The sequence below is a fragment of the Staphylococcus casei genome (genome assembly GCF_030294405.1).
Lineage (GTDB): Bacteria > Bacillota > Bacilli > Staphylococcales > Staphylococcaceae > Staphylococcus > Staphylococcus succinus.
In genome coordinates this window covers 615,639-633,349 of record NZ_CP125718.1, presented here as the reverse complement: position 1 = coordinate 633,349, position 17,711 = coordinate 615,639, and the positions used below count along the sequence as shown (strand labels likewise).

The 17,711-nt window shown below is 32.1% G+C and carries 16 protein-coding genes; 6 read left to right on the top strand and 10 right to left on the bottom strand.

Annotation, left to right across the window (positions count from 1 at the left end; all coding sequences use genetic code 11):
- Nucleotides 1-301 precede the first annotated feature (301 nt).
- From QMO72_RS02785 to QMO72_RS02775, 3 genes are all read left to right on the top strand, one after another.
- Nucleotides 302-2,128 carry a helix-turn-helix domain-containing protein gene (locus QMO72_RS02785; RefSeq protein WP_286093233.1) on the top strand — a complete coding sequence of 609 codons (1,827 nt, stop codon included), beginning with the start codon at nucleotides 302-304 and terminating at the stop codon, nucleotides 2,126-2,128.
- Nucleotides 2,050-2,403 carry a hypothetical protein gene (locus QMO72_RS02780; RefSeq protein WP_286093232.1) on the top strand — a complete coding sequence of 118 codons (354 nt, stop codon included), beginning with the start codon at nucleotides 2,050-2,052 and terminating at the stop codon, nucleotides 2,401-2,403. Before QMO72_RS02785 ends, QMO72_RS02780 begins: the two co-directional genes overlap by 79 nt.
- A 153-nt stretch (nucleotides 2,404-2,556) precedes the next feature.
- A complete protein-coding gene (locus QMO72_RS02775; protein ID WP_103266956.1) occupies nucleotides 2,557-2,904 on the top strand; it encodes a DUF4889 domain-containing protein in 348 nt (115 codons plus the stop codon).
- Between the two features lie 145 nt (nucleotides 2,905-3,049).
- Here the strand turns inward: QMO72_RS02775 and QMO72_RS02770 are convergent, their stop codons facing one another.
- On the bottom strand, nucleotides 3,050-4,324 hold the full coding sequence (locus QMO72_RS02770) for a cation:dicarboxylate symporter family transporter (RefSeq protein ID WP_069822925.1): 1,275 nt from the start codon (nucleotides 4,322-4,324) through the stop codon (nucleotides 3,050-3,052).
- A gap of 639 nt (nucleotides 4,325-4,963) precedes the next feature.
- Nucleotides 4,964-5,320: a DUF3139 domain-containing protein gene (locus QMO72_RS02765; protein WP_046835803.1), complete on the bottom strand. Its 357-nt coding sequence runs from the start codon at nucleotides 5,318-5,320 to the stop codon at nucleotides 4,964-4,966.
- Nucleotides 5,321-5,781: 461 nt separating this feature from the next.
- Here QMO72_RS02765 and QMO72_RS02760 point away from each other — a divergent pair, with 461 nt between their 5' ends.
- The 3 genes from QMO72_RS02760 (at nucleotide 5,782) to QMO72_RS02750 (ending at nucleotide 7,322) form a co-directional block, all read left to right on the top strand.
- Entirely contained in the window at nucleotides 5,782-6,222 is a 441-nt protein-coding gene (locus QMO72_RS02760; protein WP_069822927.1) for a MarR family winged helix-turn-helix transcriptional regulator, read from the top strand.
- Nucleotides 6,223-6,473: 251 nt separating this feature from the next.
- Nucleotides 6,474-6,851, top strand: coding sequence for an Hsp20 family protein (locus tag QMO72_RS02755; RefSeq protein ID WP_103266957.1), 378 nt, complete (start codon nucleotides 6,474-6,476; stop codon nucleotides 6,849-6,851).
- Between the two features lie 36 nt (nucleotides 6,852-6,887).
- Nucleotides 6,888-7,322 carry an Hsp20/alpha crystallin family protein gene (locus tag QMO72_RS02750; protein ID WP_103266959.1) on the top strand — a complete coding sequence of 145 codons (435 nt, stop codon included), beginning with the start codon at nucleotides 6,888-6,890 and terminating at the stop codon, nucleotides 7,320-7,322.
- A gap of 98 nt (nucleotides 7,323-7,420) precedes the next feature.
- On the opposite strand, the gene QMO72_RS02745 is transcribed toward QMO72_RS02750, so the two are convergent.
- The 8 genes from QMO72_RS02745 to QMO72_RS02710 all read right to left on the bottom strand — a co-directional run bounded on the left by QMO72_RS02745 (nucleotide 7,421) and on the right by QMO72_RS02710 (nucleotide 17,563).
- The gene (locus QMO72_RS02745; protein ID WP_103266960.1) at nucleotides 7,421-8,581 is read right to left on the bottom strand and encodes a nitrate/nitrite transporter; all 1,161 of its coding nucleotides are present in this window, start codon (nucleotides 8,579-8,581) and stop codon (nucleotides 7,421-7,423) included.
- Nucleotides 8,582-8,893: 312 nt separating this feature from the next.
- On the bottom strand, nucleotides 8,894-9,547 hold the full coding sequence (gene nreC / locus QMO72_RS02740) for a nitrate respiration regulation response regulator NreC (protein ID WP_103266962.1): 654 nt from the start codon (nucleotides 9,545-9,547) through the stop codon (nucleotides 8,894-8,896).
- 18 nt (nucleotides 9,548-9,565) lie between these two features.
- Nucleotides 9,566-10,603 (bottom strand): sensor histidine kinase, encoded by a 1,038-nt coding sequence (locus QMO72_RS02735; RefSeq protein WP_286093231.1) that lies wholly within the window; start codon nucleotides 10,601-10,603, stop codon nucleotides 9,566-9,568.
- A gap of 7 nt (nucleotides 10,604-10,610) precedes the next feature.
- Entirely contained in the window at nucleotides 10,611-11,063 is a 453-nt protein-coding gene (nreA, locus tag QMO72_RS02730) for a nitrate respiration regulation accessory nitrate sensor NreA (RefSeq protein WP_103266965.1), read from the bottom strand.
- A 14-nt stretch (nucleotides 11,064-11,077) separates the two neighbouring features.
- Nucleotides 11,078-11,755, bottom strand: coding sequence for a respiratory nitrate reductase subunit gamma (gene narI / locus QMO72_RS02725; protein ID WP_103266967.1), 678 nt, complete (start codon nucleotides 11,753-11,755; stop codon nucleotides 11,078-11,080).
- Nucleotides 11,748-12,329, bottom strand: coding sequence for a nitrate reductase molybdenum cofactor assembly chaperone (gene narJ / locus QMO72_RS02720; protein WP_199196656.1), 582 nt, complete (start codon nucleotides 12,327-12,329; stop codon nucleotides 11,748-11,750). Before narJ ends, narI begins: the two co-directional genes overlap by 8 nt.
- Nucleotides 12,322-13,890, bottom strand: coding sequence for a nitrate reductase subunit beta (gene narH, locus QMO72_RS02715; RefSeq protein WP_103266969.1), 1,569 nt, complete (start codon nucleotides 13,888-13,890; stop codon nucleotides 12,322-12,324). The genes narJ and narH overlap by 8 nt, the downstream gene beginning before the upstream one ends.
- Nucleotides 13,880-17,563, bottom strand: a complete 3,684-nt coding sequence (locus tag QMO72_RS02710) for a nitrate reductase subunit alpha (RefSeq protein WP_103266971.1) — start codon at nucleotides 17,561-17,563, stop codon at nucleotides 13,880-13,882. The genes narH and QMO72_RS02710 overlap by 11 nt, the downstream gene beginning before the upstream one ends.
- Nucleotides 17,564-17,711: the final 148 nt, after the last annotated feature.

Genomic DNA, 17,711 nt, shown 5'->3' with positions numbered 1-17,711 from the left:
TATGTGATATTTACTAGAAATGAAGCGTTAAAATTTTTATAACTATAAATGAAACCAAACCTGTTTATTTTTATAGTAAATATTTGTTGCTAGTATGGCTGTATTTTATTCATTCAATTTCATTAAATGAATTGTAGTATAATACTTGCACCGTGAATTTCCTGAGACTTCATTTGATATTGTGACAAACGTCATTCAATATTACTTTTTTATATTTAAAGCATTAATATTCACAATGTTTTGTTATATAATATAATTTATCTAGTAACAAATTACATTTATTATCAGGAGTTGTTAATCAGTGAAAGGTACATTATGTATTCATGAACTTTTAACTACTAATACTCGAAGATGTATAAATCAAGTAATAGTATTATTTTCTTTAAATCATCAACTTAACATTGTAATTAATGGTAAATATGAATCTGCAAATACTGATGTTATCATTATTAATCACAATGATTTATTTCAAATTAAGTATGCAACTGCACTCGTAGAACTCGCATTACCAATACAACAGTTTAATACAGTGCATCAATCATTTTTCAACAACTATTATAATTTCAAACAACTTACTTCAATTGACACTATTAAACATCATATTTTAACCATGATAGAACAATTACATAATCAATACGAAGTGGATGACCAAACTCTTTCTAAGTTGATAGAGATTTTAAATAGAGAAACGAAAATTCATTTAGACACACTCTATATTCCGAGCATCTTATCAGAGAATACTTTATTAAATAATATTACAGAATTTATAAAAACGCATAGTAATTATCCCATTACTTCAAAAGAAATCACAAATGTCTTTTACATTTCAACGTCCTACATTTCCATTCTATTCAAAAAATATTTAGGCATTCATTTCAAACATTATGTTGCAAGTCTAAAAATTGCACTTTCCTTAGACGAATTAATGTATACCCAAAATACCATTCACAGAATTTCAGAACATGTGGGGTTTAATCATTATTCAATTTATACGCATCATTTTAAACAGTATTTAAATATAACACCTAATATGTATAGAAAAAATTGTACTCATAATAACGCAATTCCAATCAAACTTATTACTGCAGATATAGCTAATTATGCCTCCTATTTCAAGTCAATAGAAATAGATCACCCTACCAAAGATAATCAAATCAATATTGATTTAGATGATTTATGCTATAACACATTAACCAAAGTTCCCAAGGTATTTATTCACATAGATCATATAACAGATATGATTCAAGCTAACATAAACAGCAAAATGAAATTCATTGATTTTGCAGAAATATATTTGCTATTGAATAACTTAAATAACCTTGCTCTTGAAAAATCATCTCTCACAACTGTGATAACGTTTTTGAATTCAGTATTTTCAAATCAGCTTCACTTAGCAGTACGTATTGAAACAATAAATCATTTTATATCAATCGAAAATATGATTTTACAAATCTCAAACTCTACCCGTGCGTTTGAGATTCAAAACAAAATGGATAACTTACTATTACTCTTTGATGCACAACAACTTTCTCTTAAAGATATCAAGCGTTTTTCAAGTAAGATACGAAATATAAATACTCAAATTAAATTAGCTATAACTGTAGAAGGTGTGATCAATCAATCAAGTTCATTAACCTTGGCTTTAAAGCAGCTGCATCATTTTAACTTTGACTTCAATTTCATTGATATCGAAACATCTAACACTCGTTCTTCTTTATACGCTTTGCATAAGGATTTCAAAAAAGAAATGAGTTATTTTGAGTGCTATAATAAACTTATTGAAATATCGCATATTCCATCTACTAAATTTGTATATACGAAATTGACCAAAAATTGTTTCAAATATTATGAATCCAATATTCCATTAAGACTTTCAGATTTAATGTGTCATATGATGGTTATGCTCACCAGTGGTTGTGGTGTTGGTTATTCACTTATAAATAAAAATGAGACAGAGTTAGCAATAATGAACCGTTTTTGTATTTATGAACCGTTAATCTATTTGTACCAATTTATAAAACCCTTTCCTTTATTGGAAAACGTTTATATATGCATCAAAATTATATTGTTTTTAAAGATGAAAGTAACATACACGTATTGTTATTCAATGCGTTACATCAACATTTAACAACAAATCACTCTCAAACATTTGTGTTAAAACATTATGATTTATCAAACCAATCTCTTGTCTTCATCCAAACACTTAATAAAGAACATGGGTTAATTGACTATGTATTGCCTCCGTCTTTTGACAATACATATATTGAACGTTCCATTTTGCAACATATTGAACAATCAAGTCAACCTAAAGCTGAAATCAAGCAGCTTACCACACTAAATGATTCGTTAACATTTAAAATTGCCCAGGATGAATTAAAATACATTCGTATTTCACCACAATAAGACGTATTCAATGTTACACTTAAAATGAAATATATTAAAAATGTGTGTTGATGAAACAATTATTTTAAGTGAGCTTGTGTATTCATCTTTTAATTGCATTATTTTATCTTTTTAGATATAACAGAGTAAATAAATATAAAGGAGCATTCAACGTTGAAAAACAATAAAGTATTTGCGATTACTATAAGTGCTATCATGCTGATTGTAGCTATTGTATTAGTTATTATGATGATGTCTGGTGGCCAGAAAGAAACGTATTATGGTTACATGAAAAATGATACTACTGCTGAAAAAATAGTAAGTGAAAAAGATCATAAAGTAGAAAAAAATGTCAAACTCCCTTCTGAATCAGGCTTTTCACCAAAACATGGCGATTTTGTAAAATTAATTAAAACTGAAGGCGATGATGCTTTTAGCAAAATGGAAGTTGTAAGTCATGATGATATTCCTCATGGTTTAATGATGAAAATCCATGATATGGGTGAAATGAAAGGTATGTAATTTCATAACCTAGCTCATATTTCAATACCTTCCCATTACATTTAATAGCTTATAAATTTTCTAATTGATCACTAATGTCATATCAGTATAAAAAACACCAAGTAGTGTATACACTACTTGGTGTTTAAATGTCAGAATTAAAATTTTATATTGTTTTTAAGTATTCTTGCCCTTTTTCTTTATCATAAACATTTTCCCATTTCGCAATGACTATAGTAGATAATGCGTTACCCATTACGTTTACACATGTTCTTACCATATCAAGGAGACGATCAATCCCTATAATGAGTGCTAGTCCTTCTGCCGGAAGTCCCATAGAAGTCAGCGTTGTAATTAATACTACAATGGAGACACCTGGAACTCCTGCCATACCTTTTGATGCAACCATTAATGTTACCATTAACATAATTTGTTGACCGATAGACATATCTATACCATACATTTGGGCAACAAATAATGCTGCAATAGATTGGTACAAAGCAGAACCATCAAGATTAAATGTATAACCTATAGGTACTACAAAAGATGTAACTTCTTTTGGTGAACCAAATCTCTCCATTTTTTGCATAATAATAGGAAGAACAGATTCAGAACTTGAAGTTGAAAAGGCTAATAACAATTCATTTTTTAATATTTTCATTATTGAGAAAATATTAACACCACAAATTTTAGCAACAATCCCCAATACAACAACAACGAAGAATACCATTGCGCCAACAACGACAAGTAATAATTTTAATAATGGTAGTAGTGCTGAAGCACCAAATGTCATTATCGTTGTACAAATAAATGCGAATACACCTATTGGTGCTAATTTAAGAATTTTATTTATCATCCAAAATACAGCTTCTAAAGCACCATTAAGCACGTCTTTGACCGGTTGTCCCTTGTCGCCAACTGCTGACAATGCAATTCCAAAGAATACTGCAAAGAATATAATAGGTAATAATTCACCTTTAGTTAAAGCTTCAAAAAAGTTTGTAGGTACTATATTAACAATTGTATCGATAAAATGATTTCCATATGTAGTATGTTCTGCTGCCTTCGCAGACGATTCATAATTTGAAATATCACCTTTCGGTAATTTGTCCGGATTTAACCCCATACCTGGTTTAAATATATTTGCAAAAATTATCCCTAATGCTATAGCAATAGTTGTTATAATCTCAAAGTATACGATTGTTTTAAAGCCATAACGGCCGACTGTTTTAGATTCACCTACATTTGAAATAGATAAAGCGAGTGAACAGAAAACAACTGGTATAACGATCATTTTTATTAAATTCAAGAAGATATCGCCAAACGGTTGAATATAATTAACGAGTTCATCGTGCCCGTAGAGTAATAACCCTACAATCACACCTAACACCAATGCGATAATAACTTGCATCGGCAAACTAATTCTTCTAAAAATTGCCATGATGTTTCTCCCCTTCTTCTGACATTGCTTAATTATATCAAATTATAATTTCTTTAGATATAAAAATTTTATACAAAAAAGTTATTTTTTTACCTTAAATTTACATTTAACCCTTTAACCGTATATATAAGTAACATAAAGCTTTTTGTGTCTCACTTTAAAGTCTTCTTATAACTACAGTAACAGCCGTTACACGCCTATTCATCTTCCTTTTATCCCCATTATTTCAACACGAGTTATCACTACTCTTTTCCAATTTATTGTATTTGAGTAACATACCATCAATATGATGTTTAATGATCCTTGTGTCGCTTGAGTTTTGTTGAATATTTATATCATTCTTAACTTAATACTCAAATAATCTATAGGATAAACAGTGTTTCAAAAACGTTATTAATAAATTCCCTCAATACTTTAAATGAAGTTATACTTAGTCTTAGTTTTGAATTATAATAACAATTATTCCTATTACTTGCGACGCTTTTACAAGCATAGATTCAATTTTAAAATTCACCAAGAGATTATTTGGATGATCTGCTACAGAAAATGCATAATAACACCGACAAAGTATAAAAGCACCTACAACTTATTGTAGGTGCTTTTATATATTAAATCCTCTTTCATGATAATTAAAACGCGTTAATCTTTAGGTTTATAGTCCTTTTTAAACGCATTGTGCTTTGCATCTTTAACATTTTTCTTCGTTTCTGAATCAAAGCCTTGAACAACAATACCTTTATATGTACTGACAGGTTGAACGACATACGTTAGGCTTGAATCATCTTTAAATTTAACCTCTTTATAATACAATCCTTTTTTACCACTATATAATGTTTTTTCGGATTTTATTTGTTCAGTCAAATTTTGTTCTTTCATATAATGGTCAACAAGTTCCAAATTTTTATGACCTTGATACGTTCTTAAGCTAAAGAAAAATACAATAGCAATGATAAGTGATAAAACGAGTAACCCAAAAATTTTAAAAAATGTCTTCATCTTAATTCTCCTTTAGTTGAAGCAATATCTTCCTATATTAAAATAAGTCCTTTTGACAATAAATACGAATGATTTTATCCACTTAAATATTCATACTTATTTTCAATCATAATGTTATTAGTATGACTGATTATAATTAATTTATAAAGAGATATAACATTTCTGTAACAAAATCTCCTTATATTATATGCTTTGCCATTTTTTGAGCTGACACCATTTTTAAACTTAAAGTAATCATATGAAAATGGCTCATCCCCCGTTTTAATCATAGTTATAATACTTTATATGACCTTTTATTTATAACAATTATCTTGTGCATTATGAGTTTATTGCACCTTTTTATATGTACCGCTATGGAATGCATTATTAATAGTATAAAAATATTCCATAAGAGGCGCACAACCGTTCCTTGACAATGACCATTGTTCATAATAAGGTTAACTTTCAAAAGGGGTGATTAAATGGAGGAAAAAGATAGCTATCTCGAACGACAACTTTGCTTTCTTTTTTATGTTTCTTCTAAAGAAATAATTAAAAAGTATACTTCCTATTTAAAAGAGTTTGATTTAACATACACAGGTTATATTGTCTTACTCGCAATCAAAGCAGATGACAAGATTAATATTAAAACACTTGGTGAACGTGTTTTTCTAGACTCAGGTACACTGACACCTTTATTAAAAAAACTTGAGAAAAAGGGCTATGTCACTCGAACACGTGAATTAGATGATGAGCGTAATTTACAAATCACGCTTACTGATAAAGGTGTAGAAGTACGAGAACCACTCTCAAAAGTTTCAAGAAAAGTTTTTAGCGAATTTAACATGGATCTTGATGAAGCTATTCACTTAAAAGAGACATTACAACATTTCGTTAACAAGAATTTTTCTAAAGATATCTAACTATATACGAGGTAATTTAAAAGTAAGGATTTGTAATCATTGCAGCCATTCTTCAACTTTTTATTGCCTCTTTTTTATAACCTTTCTTAATTATTCACTTCCGTCACACCGCTTCTATTTTAGCAATGCCTATTGTTATACCCCTATTCAATTACAGCACATTTAAATTTTTTGTATACAAGCTTTGACTTTGACTTTCTTTGACTAATGTCTTATAATATGATTATAAAGTTAAAGGAGAGGTGTTTAAGATGATACAAAATACTAGCACTCGCAATCTTCCAAACGATTTATTTGATAGTTTGTTACCAGAACGCCAAGATTTTAAAGTAGATGTTTATCAAGATGAAGATCAATACTTTGTGAAAGCTGAACTCCCTGGATTTAATAAAGAAGACATTTCTATTGAATATAATGAAAATACTTTAACAATAACAGCATCAAACGTTAATACTACAAATGAAGAGACATCATCCTATATAATTAAAGAGCGAAACACAAGTGAAGTTAGCAGAAAATTCATATTCAAAAATGTTAATGATACAAACATTTCAGCATCAATGACTGATGGTATGTTAACTGTTAATCTTCCTAAAAAACAATATAAAAAACACATTATTATCGATTAAATTTATTTAAAAATAACTATAAAGGAGAAATGTATTATGACTTTTGAAAAAAAACCTTTTAACAATCCATTATTTGATGTGAATCCTAGCGACTTATTCAAAGACTTTGGCCGTCAATTTTTCGAACAATTTCCTGGTAACACTTCTATTAAAACAGATGTAAAAGAGTTAGATGATCAATATGTCGTTGAAGCTGAACTGCCAGGATTTGAAAAAGAAAATATTACTTTAGAATTTGAGAATAATCTACTCACAATCGAAGGTAAACAAACAACTGAAAATAAATCAGAAGATGACAACGGTCAAGTGATTCATCAAGAACGTAGCGTTAATGATGTAAAACGTCAGTTTACATTTAACAATGTAGATGAAAACGCAATTAAAGCTGCTTATGATAAAGGTGTACTCAATGTGATATTACCTAAGAAAACAGTTATCGACGAATCAAAAACAAATATTCAAATCGATTAAATAAACCAGCAGTTCTGCAATAATAGTAAGTTTGTAAAACTGTTTCATAAAATAAAAAACCTAGATGAGTCCAATGACAACTCATCTAGGTTTTTTTATTAGTGCGTTAATCGTTCACTTTTTAATATTCGATACATAGTTGTAAGTGCGACTAATCCTAATATTGCTAATAGAATGAATGCCAAATGACTTGTACCAGTCAACACAGTTATGTATGAAATAATAATTGGAGGGAAAAATCCACCAAGCCCCCCCATCATAGAAACAATACCATTTGCAACGCCAGCTTCTTTTCCGAAGTAATATGGAACGAGTTTGAATACTAAACCATTACCTGCTCCTGCACAAACACTGATAAGTAAACAACCAATTGTAAAAGATAGCATATCGTTTGATAAACCTAATATTGTGGCACCTATAATCATAAAGATAAAATCTACCATGAGCATAATTACTGCATTAAATTTGTCTCCTAAAACGCCGCCTAAAGGTCTTAAAATTGTTGCTAAAGCAATAAACACACCTGATCTTAAACCGGCATCAACTTCACTAACACCAAAATTATTAACTAAATAATTAGGTAAGAATAAGCCAAATGCTACAAAAGCACCAAATGTAATAAAATACCATAGACTTAAATAATATAATTTAATATCTTTAAATAATATTTTAGATTGTTTTACTAATGGTATTTTAACTTTTTGTTCTTTAACATCACCGAATAAGAACATAATTATTGCAAACAACGCTATGACTATTAAGTAACTTCTAACCGTAGTTTGCCATCCAATAATACCTGCTATAGAAGGTGCTAGAAATGATGAAATTGCGGTACCAATATTCCCCATCCCATATAAACCATTTGCTAATCCCACTTTTTCTTTAGGAAAATATTTAGGTATGGATGTTACACCAACGGAAAATACCGCCCCTCCTACACCTAGGAAAAAGCCAGAGATCATCAACGTCATAGGCGTTTGAGCCATACTCAAAAAATATATCGGGAATAGCAAAATAACAAAACTATAGAAAAATACCCATTTAGCCCCAATGATATTTGTTAGATAGCCAAAAGGCACCCTTAATATTGAACCTAATATAACTGGAATTGCTAAAATCACAGACTGCTGATTGCCACTGAGATTTACATCCTGTGAAATATAGGGCATAAGTGGAGAAATAATACTCCATGCCATAAACCCAACCACTAAACTTAAAGATTGTAATGTGAGTTGAAAACTACCACGAGATTTATCCATTCATTTCACCTTCATTATATGTAAATTTGTATTTCCAACCAATATTCTGCACATTTCTAAATCATTGTGTAAGCAACTATTTATACTTATAAAAATAGTTTTGGTGTCATGTATGAGTCAAAAATTTTCATGTGCAGTATATTGGCTACACATTTATTTTAAAATCTTTGTGAAAAAAATAACATAAGGAACATCCCCTAACCGCCTTTGAAATTTCCCTATATTACAAAAAATGCTAGCCAAACTTTAATTACTCATCCTTCAAGTAATACAAAATTTAACTAGCATTTTTAAAATTTATAAACTATTTTGTTAGAAATCAATCAACTTTTTCTTCATGGCATATTCAACTAATTCAGGCTTAGATTTTAATTCTAATTTTTGCATGATGTGTGTCTTATGCGCTTCTACTGTCTTCACTGATACAAATAATTTCTCAGCTATTTCTTTATTGCCATATCCTTTGGCAACTAGAGGCAAAATTTCAATTTCTCTTTTAGATAAAATTTTAAATGGATCATTGCTTATATTTATATCTTGTGACGAACCATTTACAAATTCATTGACTAATGAAGTCGTCAGTTTCATATCAACATAGGTTTCACCTTGATATACTGTTCTAATAGCTAATAAAAGCTGCTCATCAGGTGCATTTTTTAATATATATCCTTTTGCACCATTACGCAAAACATGAAATAGATATTCTTCATCATCATACATTGTCAAAATAAGTATTTTTGTTTCTGGAAAACTTTCAGCTATTTTACTTGTTGCTATTAACCCTGACTCACCTGGTGGCATACTTAAATCCATAATTAACACATCTGGCTTATGCGTCATCACTTTTTGATATGCTTCAACCCCGTCGGCTGCAGTTCCTACGACCTCCATATCTTCTTGATAATTCAAAATCATAGAAAACCCAGTTCGTACAACTGCATGATCATCTGCAATCACTATTCTCAAAATAAAATCTCCTTATTTTTATAATGGAACTTCTAATGTCACAATTGTCCCTCTCCCAATTTGAGTATCGATATTGACTACTGCATTTACCAATTCGGCACGCTCATTCATACCATAGAGACCTAACCCTGTACCTTTGGGTTGTTCAAATTGATTAAAACCTTTACCTCTATCAATAATTTCAGCAATCAATTTATCATTATTCACATTTAAATCGACGTTAATTTCACCTACTTCGGCATATTTAATCGCATTGAAAACAGCTTCTTGTACTATACGATAAACAACAGTTTCAATCTCATTATCAAATCTACGCGTTACTATATTCGAATGAAATTCGATATAAATGCCGTAATTTTCTTCTGCTTGTTTAAAGAATGTTTTGAATGCTGCATCTAATCCCAAATCATCTAATGAAGATGGCCTTAATTCAACAGCTAGATTTCTTATTTCGTCTATAAGCTTAGACATTAATCCTTCTATACGAATGGAATCATCTACTATGGATTGCATACTTTGTTGGTATTTTAATAACCTTAACTCTACATCTACATTTAACATTTCTTGAATTACACTATCATGTAATTCTCTTGAAATACGCTTTCGCTCATTTTCTTGAGCAAAGATTGTTTTTTGCATCATTTTACGCTGAAACATCTTATCATGACGTTCAATTTGAGGGGCTACATTTTGTAATGTGAATGCTTTAACACCATTGATAGTATATATCGTTTGGTAAGTGGCTGTAAATGGTTCAATGGTTCCCTTTTTTGTTTTCATAAACACTTGAAAACTCGTATTCCCAATTTCTTCTGCTTCTAGAAAACAATTTTGGCATGATTGAAAATCAAATTCATTAGTATAACCTTCACACCTTCTACATATCGCATGGGTCATACCTTGATAATCATTGTCTTCAGAGATAATATCATTGGCTGCTTGATTCATTGCAATGACCCTACCATCTCGGTCTACAAATACAATCATCTCACTTGTATGATTAAAGTATTGATATAACAATTGATTAATATTATCTATTTTTTTAATTTGCACCATAAATCACCTAACCTTCTTCATTAAAAACACCAAATTTTTTAATTATTGATGTCGTGGCATAGGCTTTAGGTAAAGGTTTATTATTTCTTTGACCTAAAAGTAGCACACCATATACGTATTGTTCATACCATAAAGGCATAGCAATCATTGCCGTCAGTGATTCATGTAAGACAATCGGGTATTTATGCTTTTCGACATTAATATGCGTTTGGTCAACTGTTTCAATTACCATTCGTTTCCCAGTTTTCATTACATTTCCTGCTAACCCTTTACCTTTTCTTAAAACAATAAGTTTATAACGGTCATTTAAATTTCCAGAAACATATTGCCATTTAATCGGCGATACGCGACTCTCTTTCTCATAAAAAGCTAAAGCAGCAAAATCAAAATCTTCCTCTTTGCGAATTGTATCCAAGATTAACTGGTAATTTAAATTTATATTTCTTGGAAGTGAATTCAATACAATTCCTCCATTCAAACTTTATGTTTTCGGTATATAATATAGCTTCGATTAGCATAAGTTAGCGGTACACTCCATACGTGGACAAGTCGTGTAAACGGCCACAATGCCAATACAACAAAACCTAAAAGAACATGTATTTTAAATGCAAATGGTACTTCTTCCATTAACTGTGCATTTGGAGAAAAAACAAATAAACCTCTAAACCATACCGAAATTGTTTCTCTATAATCGAATGCGGGACTTAAAATGTTGGTTACCAAAGTTGCATAACACCCCATAAATACAATGAGTAGTATTAGAGCATTAACAACAATATCTAGCGTTGAACTTAATCTTCTAATATTTTTTATAGTTATGCGACGTGCAGTTAATAAAATCATACCTATTAATGTCATTATACCAAATATACTTCCTATATATACAGCTCCAACATGGTATAAATGTTCGTTAATACCTATTGCTTCTAGCCACCATGCTGGAATAATCAACCCTACAAAATGCCCCATTGCTACTGGAATAATTCCTAAATGAAAAAAAATACTCCCCCACTTCAATTGTTTCTTTTCAATAAATTCACTTGATTTGGCTGTCCATGAAAACTTATCATATTTGAATCGTGCAACATGCCCTAAGAAAAAAATCATAATACATATATACGGTAAAATAATCCACAGAAATTGATTAAGCATTTTGTGCCACCTCATTTGATTGTTCAATTTCAATACATGCTTTTAAAGTTGCTCTTAAGGCTTTAATAAGATAATAATATGGATTTTGATTAGGTGCCAACTGCTCAGCTATAGCAAATGATCCATCCTCAATAATCATGATGACAAAAGTTATATTTTCAATTGCTCTGGGGTCATCGCGCCATTGTGCTACATGTAAAAATTCAAGCATTAAAGGTAAAAAATCTGACAATTCATTATCAACCATCTTTAATCCAAACATTTCATATAATACCTTTAGCTTTGCTAATAGTTGCCCCCTTTCTTTCTGTGTATCGAATTTATTATATGTCATATACAATGGTGCATCTTTGTTAAAATCAAATGTATTTGAATATAGTTCCTTAATTTCTAATAACGTAAAGTCATGCAACTTTTCTCTATACAATTGCATATATTCATACGCTGGATGTTGTTTATATATGACCGCTTCAAATACTTCATGATTTAGCGTTATTTTTTCCGGAAAATCTAGTTGTTGTGCCAAATATCCAAAAGTTTCTTGGTAATGTGCAAAGTTTTTTAAATTAATCACGGAAAATCCCTCCATAGAAATTATCGTTATAAATTTCTTGTCCTGATTTATCTGAAGCAGTCGCAACAGGAACACCACAGCCGTCACAATTTGAACCAAAGTATTCTCCTCCATACCCCTGACTTCCTTGGGCGCGATACGTGTCTATATATTCTTCCTTATGTGAAGTAGGTATTACAAATCGATCTTCATATTTGGCAATGGCTAATAATCGATACATATCTTTCGTTTGACGCTCTGATAAACCCAGTCTCGATAATCTGTCATCATCAAAATGTTTATCCGTAACCTTTGCACGCATGTAGCTTCTCATCATAGCCATACGTTGTAATGCTAATTTAACAGGCTTCGTATAGCCCGCTGTAAATAAATTAGCTAGATATTGAATAGGTAAGCGCATTTCTTCAATTGCAGGAAAAATCATGTCAGGATTTCTATGCTCATCCGCTGCCTTTTGTCCTTCAAAATAACTCATGATTGGACTGAGCGGTGGACAATACCAAACCATTGGCATTGTACGATATTCCGGATGTAATGGAAACGCAAGTTTGTATTCAATCGCTAGTTTATAAACTGGAGAATTTTGAGCAGCTTCTATCCACTCTAAAGATATACCATCTTTTTGTGCTTGTTCAATAACTGCTTCATCGTATGGATTTAAAAATAAATCTAGTTGTTTTTCATATAAATCTTGTTCATTTTCACAAGAAGCAGCTTCTTCAACTTTATCTGCGTCATAAAGCAATACACCTAAATAGCGCATTCTACCTGTACACGTTTCTGAACATACTGTTGGCATACCTGCCTCAATACGTGGGAAACAAAATGTACATTTTTCCGCTTTATTTGTTTTCCAATTAAAATAAACTTTCTTGTAGGGACAACCAGTCATACAATATCTCCATCCACGACAAGCTTCTTGGTCTACTAGTACGATGCCATCTTCATCTCGTTTATACATAGCCCCAGAAGGACATGAAGCAACACAACTTGGGTTTAAACAGTGTTCGCATAATCTAGGTAAATACATCATAAACGTTTCATCAAACTGAAATTTAATTTCTTCTTCAATACGCTTAATATTAGGGTCTTCTGGTCCTGTAACATGAGCCCCCGCTAAATCATCTTCCCAGTTTGGTCCCCATTGTAAATTTAATTTTTCTCCTGAAACTAACGAATGTGCTTTAGCTACTGGAGAATGATTTCCATCTTTTGCTGTTGTAAGATTTTCATAATTATAAGTCCAAGGCTCATAATAGTCCTTAATCACTGGCATATCAGGATTATAAAATATTTTTCCCAAAGCAATTTTCGATAGTTTACTCCCTGACTTCAGTTCTAATTTCCCTTTTTTATTTAAATACCATCCACCTTTATACCGCTCTTGATCTTCCCATTGTTTCGGGTAACCAATACCAGGTTTTGTTTCTACATTGTTAAACCACATATATTCAGCGCCTGGGCGGTTAGTCCATGTACTTTTACAGGTAACACTACATGTATGACATCCTATACATTTATCTAAATTTAATACCATGCCAATTTGTGCTTTAATCTTCAAGCCAGTCAACCTCCTTCAACTTCCTTACTGCTACATAAACATCTCTCTGATTTCCAATGGGTCCATAATAATTAAAGTGATAACTCATTTGTGCATAGCCTCCAACAAGTTGTGTTGGTTTTAAATGAATACGTGTGGGCGCATTATGTGAGCCACCCCTTGTATCTGTAATTTGTGAGCCTGGTGTTTCTATATGTTTATCTTGAGCATGGTACATAAACATTGTTCCTTTGGGCATACGATGCGATACTACTGCCCTAGCAGTTACGACGCCATTTCGGTTATATATTTCTAGCCATTCGTTATCTTTAATGTTGTGTGCAGCAGCATCTTCATTTGATATCCAAACTGTTGGTCCACCTCTAAACAGTGTTAACATGTGTTGATTATCTTGATAAGTTGAATGGATATTCCATTTACCATGTGGCGTTAAATAGCGTAGTACTAGCGTACTTTCATCTATACTCACCTTTTTGTCTCGCGTTCCAAATACCATTGGTGGTAATGTTGGTTTATAGACAGGTAAACTTTCTCCAAATTGTTGGAATACTTCATGATCAATATAGTAACTTTGCCGACCAGTTAACGTTCTAAAAGGTACAAGACGCTCTATATTGGTTGTAAAAGGTGAATAGCGTTGTCCATTTTTATTTGATCCTGGGAACACCGCTGTTGGAATAACCTCTCTTGGTTGCGCAGTTATATTTAGAAATGAAATTTTTTCTGATGCCTGTTCACTTGAAATATCTTTTAATGGCATGCCAGTTTTCTGTTCTAAATCTTCATAGGATTTTTGTGATAATTTACCATTAGTAGCTGAAGATAAATTTAAGACAACATCCGCAGCACGTCTCGCAGTATCTAATCTTGGTCTATTATTTTTAATAGAATCCTTATTTTCTTCATTCCATGTGCCAACTATATTTTTTAATTCCTCATATTGCTCTGAAACTGAAAAACTAACGCCATGTGCTCCTATTTTAGCTTTCTCTAACAAAGGTCCCACTGTTACATATTTATCAAATATTTTTGTATAATCCCTATCTACTACTGCAAAACTTGGCATTGTCTTTCCGGGAACAGCTTCTATTTCACCTTTTGTCCAGTCCTTGACTATGCCATTCACATTAGATATTTCTTGATTCGAATCATGTGCAAGCGGTGTCGTAACTACATCTTTATAGACACCTTGCAGATGTATTTTGGCCATTTCTGATACTTCTTTACTCAGTGTTTTAAAGATATCCCAATCTGACCGCGATTCCCATAATGGATCTATTGCTGGATTAAACGGATGTACAAAAGGATGCATGTCTGTAGATGATAAGTCGTGCTTTTCATACCATGTAGCAGCGGGTAACACAATGTCGGAATACAATGGCGTTGAAGTCATTCTAAAATCTAGCGATACAAGTAAATCTAATTTACCTTCTGTATCCTCACGCCATTGAATTTCTTCTGGTTTCTCTGTCTCATTTGGTTCAGCTAATAATCCAGATTTAGCACCGAGTAGATGCTTCATAAAATATTCTTGCCCTTTAGCAGAACTCGAAATTAAATTAGAACGCCATAAAAACAATGTTTTAGGGTGATTCTGTTTTAAATCTGGATCTTCGACAGCAAATTTTGTACTCCTAGATTTCACAGCATCAACCGCACGCTTTAAGATGGATTCATTATTAAATTCGCCAGCATCTTTTGCTTCTTCCCCAAAAGATAAACTATTTTTATCAAATTGAGGATAAGATGGTAACCACCCTAATCTTGCTGCTAATACATTATAGTCTGCAGGATGTTGATGTTTAATATTTTCTGCTAACGGAGATTTTAGACTATCGATATTAGACTCCTCATATTTCCATTGGTCCGTTGCAAAGTAGAACCAACTTGTTCCATTTTGTAAACGTGGTGGCCCTTGCCAATCTTTGGCAAAAGCAATCGTGTTCCACCCCTCTATGGGACGACATTTTTCTTGTCCAACATAATGTGCCCAACCACCACCATTGACACCTTGGCAACCGCACAATAATACTAGGTTTAAAATCGAACGGTATATTGTATCTGAGTTAAACCAGTGATTAATACCTGCACCCATGATAATCATTGACTTTCCTTTAGTGTCAATGGCGTTTTGCGCAAACTCTCGAGCGACTTGTGTTACTAAATCTTTGTTTACCCCCGTTATAGACTCTTGCCATGCTGGTGTATAGAGCGATTGTTCATCATCATAACCATTTGCTTCTAATTTATGATTAAAACGTTTGATTCCATATTGACTCGTCATGAGATCAAAAACAGTTGTTATATATTTCTCTTCCCCATTTGCTAATGTTATTTTTTTAACAGCAATAGGTCGTTCAAAAACACCATTTCCACCATTATTAAAATAAGGAAATTGAACATTCACTACTTCATATGTTACTTCAGCAATACTGAGTGCAGGATCTACCTGAACACCATCCTCATCTTCTAATTTTAAATTCCATTTCTTCCCGCTTTCCCAACGTTGTCCTATGGTTCCATTCGGCACTGTTAAATGTTGTTTGAATTTATCAAAAATTACTGGCTTCCATTCACTATGCTCCGTTGATTCTCCTAAATCTTTTGCACGTAAAAAACGTCCTGCTTTATATCCATTTTCATCTTTTTCTAGCATGATTATAAATGGCATATCCGTATATTGTTTTGAATAATTGATGAAATGCGTATTCGGTTTATTTACATAAAATTCTTGTAAAATGACATGCGTCATTGCTTGTGCTACAGCGGCATCAGTCCCTGGATTTGGTGCTAACCAGTTATCTGCAAACTTAACATTCTCAGCATAATCAGGTGCTACAGATATAACTTTGGTACCTTTATAACGTACTTCAGTCATAAAATGTGCATCAGGGGTACGCGTCAATGGTACGTTTGAACCCCACATAATAATATAAGCGGCATTATACCAATCACTAGATTCTGGCACATCTGTCTGTTCTCCCCATATTTGTGGCGATGCTGGAGGTAAGTCTGCATACCAATCATAAAAACTTAACATTTCACCTCCAAGTAAACTTATAAATCGTGCACCTGAGGCATAACTTAGCATAGACATAGCAGGAATTGGTGTGAATCCAGCTATTCTATCAGGTCCATATTTTTTTATCGTATAAATAATTTGAGCAGCTATTAATCTAGAAACGTCCTTCCAATTTGTACGAATCAGACCACCTTTACCTCTTGCTTGTTTATATATTTTCGACTTTTCTTCGTCCTCAACGATTGAAGCCCAAGCAGCTATTATATTGTCATTGTGATTACTCAATGCTTCGGACCATAGCGCCCAAAGCTTCCCTCTAATATATGGATAACGAATACGCAAAGGGCTATATTCATACCAAGAAAAGGATGCGCCACGCGGACAACCTCTAGGTTCAAATTCCGGCATATCTGGTCCACAACTCGGATAATCTGTTTGTTGGTTTTCCCAAGTTATAACTCCATTTTTCACAAAAACTTTCCAAGAACAGGAACCTGTGCAATTGACACCATGTGTTGTTCTAACCACCTTGTCATGGCTCCATCGTTCTCTATACATTTTTTCCCATTCACGACTTTTACTTTCCAACATCGACCAATTTCCATTAAATTTTTCAGTCGTTTCAAAAAATTTCAATCCAAATGTCTTCATAAATACACCCTCTCGCCTTATCTATTAACATTAAAAGTCATTTATATCTAATGACTTTTTAAACATCAAAGTTGTATCTTTATTGAATTGTACATTTTTTCACAAACTTTAAATATTAGGGATTATCCTAATTACAGATAGAAACCCC

Coding starts and splice junctions, on each gene's coding strand:
- QMO72_RS02780 (WP_286093232.1), top strand. CDS start 2,050: ATGCATCAAAATTATATTGTTTTTAAAGATGAAAGTAACATACACGTA.
- QMO72_RS02765 (WP_046835803.1), bottom strand. CDS start 5,320: ATGAAGACATTTTTTAAAATTTTTGGGTTACTCGTTTTATCACTTATC.
- QMO72_RS02735 (WP_286093231.1), bottom strand. CDS start 10,603: ATGGTGCAAATTAAAAAAATAGATAATATTAATCAATTGTTATATCAA.
- QMO72_RS02710 (WP_103266971.1), bottom strand. CDS start 17,563: ATGAAGACATTTGGATTGAAATTTTTTGAAACGACTGAAAAATTTAAT.
- QMO72_RS02760 (WP_069822927.1), top strand. CDS start 5,782: ATGGAGGAAAAAGATAGCTATCTCGAACGACAACTTTGCTTTCTTTTT.
- QMO72_RS02750 (WP_103266959.1), top strand. CDS start 6,888: ATGACTTTTGAAAAAAAACCTTTTAACAATCCATTATTTGATGTGAAT.
- QMO72_RS02745 (WP_103266960.1), bottom strand. CDS start 8,581: ATGGATAAATCTCGTGGTAGTTTTCAACTCACATTACAATCTTTAAGT.
- narI (WP_103266967.1), bottom strand. CDS start 11,755: ATGCTTAATCAATTTCTGTGGATTATTTTACCGTATATATGTATTATG.
- QMO72_RS02770 (WP_069822925.1), bottom strand. CDS start 4,324: ATGGCAATTTTTAGAAGAATTAGTTTGCCGATGCAAGTTATTATCGCA.
- QMO72_RS02755 (WP_103266957.1), top strand. CDS start 6,474: ATGATACAAAATACTAGCACTCGCAATCTTCCAAACGATTTATTTGAT.